This window comes from Robertmurraya sp. FSL R5-0851 (assembly GCF_038002965.1).
Taxonomy (GTDB): Bacteria; Bacillota; Bacilli; order Bacillales; family Cytobacillaceae; genus Robertmurraya_A; species Robertmurraya_A beringensis.
The window spans coordinates 291,906-305,064 of record NZ_JBBOOE010000001.1 but is presented as its reverse complement, the minus strand read 5'-3'; the positions used below and the strand labels follow the sequence as shown (position 1 = coordinate 305,064).

Here is a 13,159-nt window from a genome sequence, read left to right as displayed (position 1 = left end):
TAGCTTAGGAGTGGAATAAGTAATGAACAAAAAAGACGTAGCAAACATCCGAAAACAATTCAAAATAAATAATGATTTACTTAAAATCAGCGATATTTACAATGTCTATATTATGAAAGACTCAAGTGATATTTATCATCACGAAAGTCAACCTTTTGCCATGCTTGACCAAGATCAACAAGAATTATTTATGGGTAATTTTAAGAAGTTACTTGCTGGTCAAATGGATGAGAAACTTTTCGAATTAAAATTTCAACGGAATGCTGAAAATAGTAGCCAGCTCATTTTGCATCAGGGGTTACTAAGCAATGATGTGGAAGACTGGAAAGAGCAAATGCTGAAAATCGTAGGCAAAATGCTCTTGAACAGACAATACGAAATGGATATTGTCGTTACATTTATACGTGCAGAATATTTAAAACCTACAAAACGCCGAAATGAAGAAGCTGAGGAAAGCGAACGAGATAGGGTTTACTCTCATCCCTTTATTCTTTGTAGCATAAATAATACCCAGGAGCCGAAAAAAGAGCTGCTCTTTGATTATGTAGAAAGAGAGTTCAAATACCATTTTGTTGTGGATCCCATTATTAACTTGAACGCCCCCATCGCTGGCTTTCTATTCCCTGCCTTCACTGATAATTCAGCAGATGTGAACCATATTCTTTATTCAGCAGGAAAAGTGCATGAACCTGATTATTCATTCATCGAGGACGTGTTAAATGGTGAAGAAATCATGACGGCACAAGATGATAAAATCGTTTTTGAAGAGATTATTAAAGATGTTACAGGAGATCAGCTAAATACCTCCACACTTGCGAATGTGTATGAAGAGATTAATCGAATGATCGTCGAAAACGAAGAGGAAGAGCAACCAAAATTAGATACCAAAGACGTGGAACGTGTGTTAACGATGAGTGGTATTGAAGATATAAACACGGAAAAAGTAGAAGCAGCGTTCCAAAAAATCATAGATGATGACAAATATGAGATCAAAGCAAGTAACATCTTACCGAAGTTCAGTTCGAAATCCATTAAAATCAGCACAAAAATCGCTAATATTTCCATTAGCCCACAAGATTTACGGTACGTCAAACAAGTCCATCTTGCTGGGAAACGATACCTGATGATTGAAGTAGAAGAAGATACGGTGATTGAAGGATTTACGATGATTCCAGAGGCTTTTGGTGGGAGCTCAAACGAGTAATAAATTCGTGAATCTTAGCTAGATACTGGTGTATAAATATAAAACGATACTTTTCGGTTGGGAATCAGGTTATGAACCCGAGCTGATAAATAGACGGAGATATTTCGCTTAATTGGTAACTAGGATAAAAAATAGCATAATTAGACGGAGAAATTCCGCCTATTTACTTGAAAAACATTAAAATGGGGAGGTTTTGTTATCCATAAGTGGAAAATCTCCCCTTATTTACCCCGAAACGGGCTCCATTCTGCATCTAACCGGAAAAACTCCGCTTATTATACTGCTGGCTACTCGATTTAGAATAAGACATCTTATTTAGGAATTTTGTAATGGCAATACTTTTTTTCTGAAGATTTTCAGTAACTTAATAGAGGGGAATCTTTACACCCTATTCTCCCAAGTCCTAATCGTACGAAAGCGCGGATGTTCAGAAAGAACAGAATCCCTTAACCGTTTCACTACAGGGTGCTTGGAGGCAAAGAATTCGTCTTTTGAATCGTAGAGTTCTAGTAATTCCCCTTTTTCAAGCATGCCTATTTGATCTGAAATGGAAAATGCTGCTTTAATATCATGTGTGATAAATAGATACGCTAAGCCGTAGTCATCCTTTAAGTCGCTTAATAATTGTAAGATTAAGCTTTGCGTGACCATGTCTAAACTGCTTACGGATTCGTCAAGAACAATCAACCTCGGTTTCAAAGCGATGGCTCGAGCAATATTTATCCTTTGCAATTGTCCACCACTAAATTGGTGCGGGTATTTTTTTAAATCCCTTTCACTTAAGCCTACTCTTTCCAATAGTTCAATCACATTTCTTCTTTGTTCCTCTATGGTTAGTTTTTCATAGTTCTCTAATGGCTCACTGATTATCGCTTCAGCTGTCATCCGAGGATTAACCGATGAATAGGAATCTTGAAAAACTACTTGGAGATCTCGACGGATTTTTTGTCTAGTGTGTTTATCAGCCTTGTAAATATCATGTCCTTGAAATAAAACCTGACCTTGATCTGGACGTTGAATTCCAAGAATGACTCTTCCTAACGTGCTTTTACCAGCGCCACTAGTACCTATTAATCCTAAGCAGGTTCCTTCCTGAATATCAAAGGAAATATCCTTTAGAACTTTTGGTTGATCCTTGCCTTTAAAAAATCTTTTCGAATGAAAGCTTAGATTCACTTGCTTAACCTGTAATAAGCTCATTGGTTTCACCTCCTGGAATTTCAGACAGTATTCACAACGTATAAGTATAAGGTTGTTTTTTAGAATATAAGGTAGGCCTTGTCCTTAATAGCTTCTTAGTGTATTCATGTTGTGGGTTATCAAATAACTCTAGCACATTGGCCTTTTCTACTATTTTCCCTTGTTTCATCACGATGACATGATCAGCCATTTCCGAAATCACTCCAAGATCATGAGAAATAAGTAAGATCGATGTTCCATGTTCCAAACGGATTTTTTCTAACAGACGAAGAACTAATAATTGGCTGTGAAGATCAAGGGCTGTAGTCGGCTCATCTGCAATGATAACAGACGGTTTTAAACATGCTGCCATAGCAATCATCACTCTTTGGAGCATACCTCCACTTAGTTGAAAAGGGTAGAGTTTTAATAATTTCTCCGGTTCTGGCAGATTGACACTTTCCATCACATCAACCGCAAGCTCTCTAGCATCCTTTTTATTCAATGGAGTGTGAGCCTGAATGGTTTCTATAAATTGATGACCAATTGTAAAAACAGGAGTAAAAGCATTCATCGGATTTTGCATAATAAAAGCAATATCCTTCCCTCTGATCTTTCGCATCTCCTTGTTTTTCAAGCCATTCAATTCTCGATCGTGTAGGGTTATACTCCCCGTCATTTGTATGTTTTTTCTATCATGAAGCTGTAAGATAGACATACTTGTAACGGTTTTACCACTCCCACTCTCTCCAACTAAACCAAGGATCTCTCCTTTTTTGATTCCAAAATTAATGTCCTCCACCAGTTTGAAAGAACCTTCTTTTGTTCTGACTTCTACATGTAAATCTCGAACATGTAAAATGAATCGCTCTTTTGATTCCATTTTTCAACCGTCCTTTTTTATTAGCAACTTTTCACCCCATATCGTTCTGCTAGTGCTTCTCCTAATAAGTTAAAGGTAACAACCACGATCATAATCATCAAACCTGGGTAAAGCATCAAAGCTGGATTCGTTCTGATATATGACTTTCCTTCTAGAATCATAGCTCCCCACTCTGGTGTAGGAGGTTGGACCCCTAATCCTAAAAAGGACATCGATGACAGATTCATAATGGCCCAGCCCATTTCTAATGTTCCCATTACCGCTAGAGAAGGAATGACATTCGGAATAATATGCTTTTTCATAATGGTCCATGTAGAGGACCCGCTGATTTTAGCTGCCGTAATATAATTCTGTTCTTTCAGGCTTAGTACCATGCCTCGGATGACCCTAGCGTAATAAACCCATTGTACGAGTATCAATCCTAAAATGACTTGTTTTAGACCCGCTCCCCATATACCAACAAAACCAATGACAAGCAATAGGCTTGGAATCGCCATTAAGCCATCACCAAATCTCATTAGTAACTGATCCACCCAACCACCTTTATACCCTGCTATGATCCCAATAATTAATCCGATACTCAAAGCCGAAATAAAAATAAGCATGGCAAAACCGAGAGAGATGCGAGCACCATAAAGAATACGGGAAAATGTACATCGGCCTAAATGGTCTGTTCCTAATGGGTAATCCCATGAAGGTTGCTGAAGTTTGTGAGCTAAATTCACTGCGATAGGGTCATTGGGTGCAAGCCAAGGAGCAAAGAGCGTAATCATAAATAATCCGAACAATATAAAAGAAGAAATAACAATCACTTTTTGGCTTTTTAATTGATATTGAAGCTTTGCAATCATTGATATTGCCTTCCTTTTCTAGAAATACGTGGGTCAATATACATTTGGACCAGGTCGACAATTAAGTTGCTTATAAGGAAGACACCCGCTGCCAATAATACATAGGCTTGAATAACAGGAACATCACGGTTAAAAATGGCATCAATAAAATACCGTCCAAAGCCTGGCCATGAAAAGACGGCCTCTACAATGATCGCCCCAGTCAATAAGTTTCCTATATTCATTCCCAGTCCCGTAATCATTGGAGAGATAGCCATTCGTAATACGTGCTTTCCCATGATCATTTTTTCATGAAACCCTCTCGTTCTAGCAAAAAGCACATAAGACTCTTGTAAATTTTCTAGAACACTTGCACGTAATAGTCTGGTATATAAAGCAATTAAAGGGAATGCCAAGGTGACTGAAGGTAAAATCAAATGTTTCCAAGTACCGGTACCTTCTACCGGAAAAAGGTCTAATTTAACAGAAAAGAAGAAAATAAATAAATATCCCAGCCAAAATGATGGAATGGATGCTCCAATAAAAGAGAGGAATCGACTAAAATGGTCCATTCCACTGTTTTTCTTTATACCTGCTAAAAAACCTAAAGGTACACTTACTAAAATAGCGATCAAAAGACTCCCTATCGTTAATTGAATCGTTGCTGGCAATCGAGAGGAAATCTCTTCCCAAACAGGCTTATTCGTAACATAAGATATGCCAAAATCAAATTGGCATATCTTAATGATGGTATTCACATATTGAATAAGAAGAGGTTGATCTAATCCGAACTCATGTCTTTTTTGTTCCAACATTTCGTCAGTTGCCTGGATATGTGCTGTAGCAAAGTAAGCCTCTGCAGGATCTACTGGTGATAGATTGATCATTCCAAATGTGACTAAAGTGGCTATAAGAAAAATTGGAACAATGGTGATGATTCGTTTCAAGACATAAGTCCCCATAAAAACCTCCTCCTGTTGTTTATTCTTTTACACTAATTCCTGTAAATGGATGTTCATCTCGGTTCGCAGGGAATGTAAAATCAGAAACATCTTTTTGATAAATAGCTATTTTCTTAATATACGAAATAGGTACAATTGCACCCTGCTCTTGCAATGAGCCTAAAATCTCTGTGTATAGTTGTTGACGTTCTGCTTCATCTGTTGTTTTTGTTACTTGAGCAATCTGGTTTAGTATCTCTTCCTTATTAGGATAAGCTGAGATCGCTTCGTTAAACCCAAATCCTTCTGTAGCAACGACGTTTACAAAAGAATGTGGGTCATATGGTGCCCCATAGTTACTAAAGAAGTTCATTTCAAACTCATTCGCTTTAAATCTTTCTACTTGAGTGGTAAGCTCAACTCCGGCAATATTTAGCTTTACACCTAATCCTGCCCATTCTGATTGCAAGGTTTCAGCCATTGTTTTTTGAATCGACTCAGCTGAGTTATACATTAACTCTATTTCTAGTGGTTTCCCATCTTTTTCACGAACCGTTTTTCCTTTTGGCAACTTCCAGCCGGCTTCATCTAATAATTGCATCGCTTTTTCAACATCATAATCAACCTTGGTTGCAGCCACCTCTGAAGTGTAAGAGAGGTTTGTCGGTAAGATATAGTCTGCCTTCTCTTCTAAGCCAGATGTCACTCCCTCAACCAAAGCTTCTTTATTAAATCCATAGTGTAAAGCTTGACGGACACGTTCATCCGATAGTTGATCTTTATTCGTATTCATCACAAGCTGCCTAGTAGCAACTGGTTCAGATATGCTAGTTTCATAGGAACCAGTCGATTCTAACTGATTAAAAGAATCTATACTAATAACCCCCTCACCATAAAGAAGGTCTAAATCCCCTTTTTCAAAGGCAAGTACGCGTGTTTCTGCATCTGGGACAACTTTAACCTTAATTTGCTCAACACTCGGGACTTCTCCCCAATAATTTTCGTTACGTGTAAAAATAGCGTATTCATCGACTTTATATTCTTCCAATACCCACGGACCTGTCCCAACTGGCTTTTCTACACCTTTAGAAGTATCACCATCCTCAGGGAAACCCGCTTCTCCAAGGAAACGTACAGGGCGTACAACAGCTAACTCCTGAATAGTAGGGTAATAGGGTTCTGTTAATGTTAATTTAAACGTATACTCGTCAACAACCTCTGTTTGAGCAATCTTTGAAATAAATCCTAACCAACTGTGTAAATCGACATTATTAAGTATAGCATCAAAGTTCTTTTTCACAATCTCTGCATTGAAACTCGTGCCATCCGAAAATTTGACATCTTTACGTAAATGGAACAAATATTCTTTCCCATCCGCAGAGATATCCCAAGTCTCTGCTAAATGTGGCTTTAGCTCTCCGCCATCACCATAACTTACTAAAGGCTCATATACCATCGATGTAGAAAATAATTGTGATGGATTGTACATATGTGGATTCAGTTCACCTATATCTCTTGGCCAAGCGAAAGTAATCACATTTTCACTTTCACCTGCAGTACTCTCATTTTCTACTGAATCATTTGAACAACCAAGTAATGCTATTGATAGAATAAGAATGATCACAGACATCATTAAAACGGGTTTCTTTGTTATGCGGTTTGACATACTATTTGCTCCTCCTAAGTTGATAATGATAACCATTATCAATAATAGAGTTGGAGTTACTCATTGTCAATATAATTTGGAATTGTCACAAAGTATTCCTATCCATCCCCTAATATAAGAAATATAGGTAGATTCTAAGCTAGGCCTGGCAAACTAAATTTGTACTTGTGTACGAGAGTAATATATTGCCATATTGATTTCGCATAACTTGTCCGAAGCATTTTCATAGATTTGAGAAATATCCGTCGTAAAGGAGACAGAATCCCCCTCATCAATCGTAAAAGGTTCTTCCTCTCCAATTTTCACCGTTAACCTTCCGGAAAGGACCGTAATAGACTTCAGTGTACCCGCTCCACTTTGTTCAGAAAAATGCTTACACCCCGGTAACAAACGAACCCTATATAGTTCAAATGGAATACCAGGAGATGAAAAGGTATTGTAAACTTCAAATAAATCATCATCATCCGTAAAAAAAGGTTGTTCTTCTACTTTATTAATTTTAATTGAGGGATTCGTCGTTAAGAAAGAAGCAAAAGGAATCTGAAGTCCTGCTGCAATTTTCCAAAGAGTCGAAACAGTAGGGTTAGAGGTGCCACGCTCAATTTGCCCAATCATTGGTTTACTAACACCTGTTAGCTCAGCCAAATCTTCTAACGTCAAATGACGCTGTTGCCGGAAATACCGCAGTCGTTCCCCAATTTGGACAGTTAATAAATCTTTATCCATTTACTTTTGCTCCTTCATTTCAGTTCGCAATATGTTATTATAATATTTTTATCACTAGTCAGAAAATTGTCAATACACGGACCTTTTATTACAAATATTTATTTAATTTTTCTAAATATTTTAAAAAAACCGTTGCACAACCTGGATGTTATATTGTACTATTTATAACAATATATTATATACCGATTTAATTTTACTTTAATCAACTAACACAATATTAATAGAAGGAAGCGACCACCATGCATTATTCATTTGCACCCCAAACTAAAAACTATGCATCATCTGCAGTTAGAGACATTCTTAAGGTTACTCAACAAGGACACGTGATCTCCTTTGCTGGTGGATTACCAGCAGAAGATATCTTTCCTATTGAACAAGTAAAGATTGCTTACGAGAAAGTATTTGCTTCAGGAAATTCTTCTTTGCAATATGGGTTAACAGAAGGATTTGTTCCGCTTAGAGAAGCCATTAAAGAAAAGATGGCGGATAGAGGAATTTCATCTGCTGTTGACAATATTCTCGTAACAACAGGCTCTCAGCAAGCCATTGACTTGTTCTCACGGATCATGCTGACTCCCGGAGATGTTGTCCTTACAGAGGATCCAACCTACTTAGCTGCTCTCCAGGTTTTTAGATCTTACGGGGCAAATGTCATTTCCGTTAGCAGCGATGAAGACGGGATGTTACCTGAAGACTTAAAAGAGAAATTGGAAACATGGAGTCCTAAATTTGTTTATGTCATTCCAACCTTTGCTAATCCGGACGGGAAGGTCTGGAGCGATGAGAGACGTCGAAAGCTATTAAGCCTTTGCCAAGAAAATAATGTCCTTATTTTAGAGGACGATCCATACGGGGATATTCAATTTCATCCAGAAGAACGATATTCTCCAGTAGCCTCCTTTGACTATGATCATAGCCATGTAATCTATACGAGTACATTTTCAAAGTCTGTGGTTCCTGCGTTACGTACAGGCTGGGTAACTGGACCATCGGAAGTCATCAATATGATGGTACAAGCGAAGCAGATGAATGATTTACATTCCAGTTCGATCGACCAGCAAGCTCTTTATTATTTATTACGTGATTTCAACCTTGCTTCTCATATCGATTTAATCAGAAGTGTCTACTATGAACGCATGACGATCATGAGAGATTATTTAAATAAATTAGGGCCCGATTTATTCAAATGGAAGGAACCAAAAGGCGGAATGTTTATTTGGGTAGAAGGGAATGAGCATTTAAACACAACGGCTCTTTTAAACCAAGCAGTGGAAAAAGGAGTTGCCTTTGTTCCAGGGGCACCTTTCTACGTGAATGAGCCAAAGAACAACACATTCAGACTAAACTTTAGCCATTCAACTCCTGAAACCATTGAACTTGGAATGGACCGGTTGATCAGTGTTTTACTGAAGCCTGAGGTAGTGAAATAAAAAAGTATAACTCGCCATAATTGGCGAGTTATATTTATTAGGAAAACAAAAATCCCATTTACTTGTGGTACATTTTACCGTCATGCATTAAAATGAGGTTCTCTTGAATTTCTGAGTGAAATGGGTGTCTTATCCTTAATCGAATAACCAGCAAACAAGCGGAGATTTTTCGGTTAAATACAGAATGGAGCTCATTTCGGGGAAAATAAGGGAAGGTTTTCCGCTTATGCTAAGCAAAATCTCCCCTTTTCAAACTTTTCTAGCCAATAGGCGGAATCTCTCCTTCTATTTAGCTTATTTTTAATCATCATTTCTAATTAAACGGAATTTCTCCGTCTATTTATCAACTCGGGTGCTGTTTCTGCTAAACCATAGTGACCAACCGATAAGTGCGGACCCTCTTGAACCCAGATGCGGGAATCAGCTTTTATGAAAATTAACTACTACACCCACCTCCACAACTAGAGCAGCTGGAACCTCCTGAATCTCCACCACCACCTGAATCGTGTGAATCACTACTACAAGCAAAGCCAGAACATGAAGATCCTCCACCGAAAGGAGCTGCTTTTTGGTACTCTTCAGGAACGACTTCGCTCATCTGCTCATGAAATTCTTCCTCATCGTACAATGAATAATAGACAGCTGCCCCCGCTGCCAATGAATACATGTGGGCGTTACTAGTTGAGGGATATGGAGCAAACTCCTTAGAGTCCGTGTATTGCTGCTCAGCCTCATGAATCTCACTTTTCATTTTACGAATTAAATATCTTTTCACATCCAACCAATCTTCATTTTTTCTAAAATATTTTGATAGTAACTCCTCTTCAGGCAATAGGACGAAATCATCTAAAATCTCACGCTTAATAGGGTTCTGTAAAAAACTCCCCCAGATCGCTCTACTGTTCGTGGTTACTTCAAATAGACTAATATATACCCAATCAAAAAATGCTCGTTCTCCTGGAATGGGTGTGCTATCCATATTAGGTGTGTGATGCAGTGTATCATTGTAAAAGTCTTTGGAAAACTTCTCATAATCCCTTGTAAACATTAGCATCTCATGCCAAATTTCATCCACATGATGACTAAACATCGGGACTGTTTTTAACAGACTATTCATCAAGAAATACCGCTTTAACTCAAACATTCCCCAGTCAAACTCATGATCCTTCCATTTCGGATGACTCTGTAAGACACGATTTTTCACATTGTCTATATAAAAGTTGGGCAATGATTGGTCCAGCTTTTTTACAATCGGAAGCCCTTCTACTACCTGTAAACCTAGCTGTTCTGGGATTGGGTCATTCCTTAAGGATTTTTTCTTTCCTTTAGAAAACAACGTACTTCCTATCAGTAAAAAAAGTCCGATCATCATAAAACCAATAAAATATTCCATGGCCCTCTCCCCTTTCCAAATCATGTTTATTCTCTTTATCACCTTATGTATACGATTTAATCTTAAGTAAGTTTCAATCTTATTCATATTATAAAGGCTTAATAGCTTCCTCAGGGGTGATTTCGCCATTTTCTAACATGGTGACAACTTTTTTCTCATTAACTTCATTTTTCTTTTGTACATATCCAAGGGATGATTATTTAATTCTGTCTAACACGTGTATATTTAGGATATCAACTTTCTTTTTCCACCTAACAATTTGTCTATTTTTATGAGTTTTTAGATAAAAAAATCACCTCAGCACTTAAGTCTGTGGGTGATTCCTTTTTTGAATTTAATTTTCAAAACCCCTTTAAAGATTATTATTGAACCTCTTTTCCTTCTTAAACACTCAAGTACCGATATACATCTTCATCCTGTATCTTATCTACCGAGCTCTCATACACGATTGATCCGTGATCAACGACATAAATGTAATCTGCTACACTTTTCGCATAGTCCAAATTTTGTTCTACTAAAATCATGGATGTTTTACTATTTTCTTTAATATCCCGAATAACTCTTTGAATATCTGCAACAATATTAGGCTGAATTCCTTCTGTTGGTTCATCTAATAGCAAGAAAGATGGGTTAGAAACCAAAGCTCTCGCAATGGCTAGCTGCTGCTGTTGACCTCCACTTAGGTCCCCACCATTTCGATTCTTAAATTCCTTTAAAATCGGAAAATATTCATAGATATCTTCTCGAATTACATTCTTCTTTGTCCCACCACTTGCTTCTAGACCGATTAATAAGTTTTCATAAACCGTAAGCTTCGGAAAAATCTCTCTACCCTGTGGAACATAACCAATCCCCTTTATGGCACGATACGAAGGACTTTTCTTGGTGATATTATCATTTTTAAAAAGAATACTGCCACTTTTCGGTGATAAAATTCCCATAATGGCTTTTAATAATGTTGTTTTACCAACACCATTCCGTCCCATAATACAAACCACTTGGCTTTCCTTTACCTTCAGCTGTATATTCCTTACCACCATGCTTTCACCGTAACCAACCTCTAAATTTTCCAGTTCTAGCATTATATTAATCCTCCTTTCGTCCAAGGTATACTTCACGAACCCGAGGATCATTTTGAACCTCTTCCATGGAACCTTGACAAAGTAATTGTCCTTCATGCATCACCGTCACGATATCTGCATACTCTTTTACAAAATCCATATCATGCTCAACAATTAATACGGTTCGATCCTTTGCAATTTCACGAATCATTTCTCCTGTCTTCAGTCTTTCAACTTTAGACATTCCTGCAATAGGTTCATCTAGTAACACCAGACCTGGATCCTGTAATAAAACCATCGCAATTTCCAACCATTGCTTTTGCCCATGTGATAGAGCACCCGCCTGCTGATCCTTTTCTTCTATTAATCCGGTTAAATGAAGCATCTCCTCTATATCTTTTTGTTGATTTTTTGTTATTTTTGCTGTAATTGTTGCCCAGAGTCCCTTATCCTGCTTTAGGGCAATGATTAAATTTTCATACACAGTTAAGTTTTGAAAAATAGAAGGAGTTTGGAACTTTCGAGATATTCCTATATGGACGATTTTAAAATCCTTTAGTTTCACTAGATTTTGATCCTCCATATACACAACCTTCCCTTGACTCACTTGCGTTTTCCCACAAATAACATCTAATAAAGTTGTCTTACCTGCTCCATTTGGTCCAATCAAGAAATGAACTTTATTATCTGTTACCTTAAAATCCAAATTACTAATTGCTTTGAATCCACTAAATTCAACTGTAATTTTTTTCGACTCTAGCACTGTTTGGCTGTTTATCATGTAAACCAATCCACCTTTTTTGGAATTTCTTAAATAGTCCCATCAAACCGTCTGGTAAAAACACAACGACAATCACGAACATAAGTCCTAAGAAATATAACCAAATATCCGGGTAGGACTCACTAAAGGTTGTTTTTGCCCAGTTTACTAAAATCGCTCCTAGCACTGGACCAATCAGTGTACCTCGTCCCCCTAATGCAACCCATAGCACCATTTCAATAGAAGGAATAATTCCCATCATGGTTGGTGAAATAATACCTACCTGAAGAACAAATAACATCCCAGCTAATCCCGCAATTCCAGCCGATAAAGCATAAATAAAAGTTTTGAAGATGGCAGGATCATATCCTAAAAACCGAAGGCGATTTTCCCCATCTCGAATACCGATTAACACCTGCCCTAAGCGTCCATTAATCAGCATTTTACTAGCAAAATAAACAATTGCCAGAACAGCAGCTGTAATAAGATAAATAACAGTCTGCGTTGTTGTAGATGCTAGCGAAAATCCAAAAATGGTACTGAAACTTGTCAAGCCATTTGTTCCACCCGTTAAACCTTGTTGGCCTACAAAAAGAGTGACAACAACTACGACTAATGCTTGAGATAAGATGGTGAAATAAACTCCATTAATACGATTACGGAACGTTAACAGTCCAAGTAGCAATGCAATTACTAAGGGAATGAATATTCCTAATAGGATGGCTAGGATTGGATTTTGAAATGGCACCCAAATGAATGGAAGCTCTTGCACACCACTCCATGCCATAAAATCAGGAAGTTTAGTAGTACCGGAGGCCTCTAACTTTAAATACATTCCCATAGCATAGGCACCAATCCCAAAGAAAATCCCGTGTCCTAAACTCAGTACACCTGTATAACCCCATAACAAGTCCAAACCAATAACTAAAATAGCAAAAGCTAAGTATTTACCGAGAAGATTCAGACGGAAATCTGTTAGAAATAAGGGCGCTATAAGTAACACGATAAAACCTAACAATAGAAGATTTTTTTTATTAAATATCGATTGATTTATTATTTTCCCCATAAAAATCACCGCTCCTTATC

General features: G+C 37.6%; 12 protein-coding genes and 1 pseudogene. 2 read left to right on the top strand and 11 right to left on the bottom strand.

Annotation, left to right across the window (positions count from 1 at the left end; translation table 11 throughout):
• Nucleotides 1-22 precede the first annotated feature (22 nt).
• Entirely contained in the window at nucleotides 23-1,204 is a 1,182-nt protein-coding gene (locus MKX65_RS01695) for a DUF4317 domain-containing protein (protein ID WP_340901963.1), read from the top strand.
• A gap of 381 nt (nucleotides 1,205-1,585) precedes the next feature.
• Here MKX65_RS01695 and nikE read toward each other — a convergent pair whose 3' ends face one another.
• The 6 genes from nikE to MKX65_RS01665 form a co-directional block, all read right to left on the bottom strand.
• Nucleotides 1,586-2,404, bottom strand: coding sequence for a nickel import ATP-binding protein NikE (gene nikE / locus MKX65_RS01690; RefSeq protein WP_340901961.1), 819 nt, complete (start codon nucleotides 2,402-2,404; stop codon nucleotides 1,586-1,588).
• 31 nt (nucleotides 2,405-2,435) lie between these two features.
• Nucleotides 2,436-3,266 carry a nickel import ATP-binding protein NikD gene (gene nikD / locus MKX65_RS01685; protein WP_340901960.1) on the bottom strand — a complete coding sequence of 277 codons (831 nt, stop codon included), beginning with the start codon at nucleotides 3,264-3,266 and terminating at the stop codon, nucleotides 2,436-2,438.
• Nucleotides 3,267-3,286: 20 nt separating this feature from the next.
• Nucleotides 3,287-4,117 (bottom strand): nickel ABC transporter permease subunit NikC, encoded by an 831-nt coding sequence (nikC, locus tag MKX65_RS01680; RefSeq protein ID WP_340901959.1) that lies wholly within the window; start codon nucleotides 4,115-4,117, stop codon nucleotides 3,287-3,289.
• Nucleotides 4,114-5,058, bottom strand: coding sequence for a nickel ABC transporter permease subunit NikB (gene nikB / locus MKX65_RS01675; RefSeq protein WP_119706396.1), 945 nt, complete (start codon nucleotides 5,056-5,058; stop codon nucleotides 4,114-4,116). The genes nikC and nikB overlap by 4 nt, the downstream gene beginning before the upstream one ends.
• A gap of 19 nt (nucleotides 5,059-5,077) precedes the next feature.
• Complete coding sequence (gene nikA / locus MKX65_RS01670; RefSeq protein ID WP_340901957.1) at nucleotides 5,078-6,703, bottom strand: nickel ABC transporter substrate-binding protein; 1,626 nt, start codon at nucleotides 6,701-6,703, stop codon at nucleotides 5,078-5,080.
• Nucleotides 6,704-6,856: 153 nt separating this feature from the next.
• Entirely contained in the window at nucleotides 6,857-7,429 is a 573-nt protein-coding gene (locus tag MKX65_RS01665) for a helix-turn-helix domain-containing protein (protein ID WP_340901955.1), read from the bottom strand.
• 239 nt (nucleotides 7,430-7,668) lie between these two features.
• On the opposite strand from MKX65_RS01665, the gene MKX65_RS01660 reads away from it, so the two are divergent.
• A complete protein-coding gene (locus MKX65_RS01660; protein ID WP_340901954.1) occupies nucleotides 7,669-8,859 on the top strand; it encodes an aminotransferase-like domain-containing protein in 1,191 nt (396 codons plus the stop codon).
• Between the two features lie 436 nt (nucleotides 8,860-9,295).
• Here the strand turns inward: MKX65_RS01660 and MKX65_RS01655 are convergent, their stop codons facing one another.
• The 5 genes and pseudogenes from MKX65_RS01655 to urtC form a co-directional block, all read right to left on the bottom strand.
• Entirely contained in the window at nucleotides 9,296-10,252 is a 957-nt protein-coding gene (locus MKX65_RS01655) for a hypothetical protein (RefSeq protein WP_340901952.1), read from the bottom strand.
• A gap of 88 nt (nucleotides 10,253-10,340) precedes the next feature.
• Nucleotides 10,341-10,448 (bottom strand): annotated as a pseudogene (locus MKX65_RS26990) (DUF2089 domain-containing protein); the annotation flags it as partial.
• Between the two features lie 187 nt (nucleotides 10,449-10,635).
• Nucleotides 10,636-11,334: an urea ABC transporter ATP-binding subunit UrtE gene (gene urtE / locus MKX65_RS01650; RefSeq protein WP_340901950.1), complete on the bottom strand. Its 699-nt coding sequence runs from the start codon at nucleotides 11,332-11,334 to the stop codon at nucleotides 10,636-10,638.
• A gap of 4 nt (nucleotides 11,335-11,338) precedes the next feature.
• A complete protein-coding gene (urtD, locus tag MKX65_RS01645; RefSeq protein WP_340901949.1) occupies nucleotides 11,339-12,094 on the bottom strand; it encodes an urea ABC transporter ATP-binding protein UrtD in 756 nt (251 codons plus the stop codon).
• Nucleotides 12,048-13,139, bottom strand: coding sequence for an urea ABC transporter permease subunit UrtC (gene urtC, locus MKX65_RS01640; RefSeq protein WP_340901947.1), 1,092 nt, complete (start codon nucleotides 13,137-13,139; stop codon nucleotides 12,048-12,050). Before urtC ends, urtD begins: the two co-directional genes overlap by 47 nt.
• Nucleotides 13,140-13,159 lie beyond the last annotated feature (20 nt).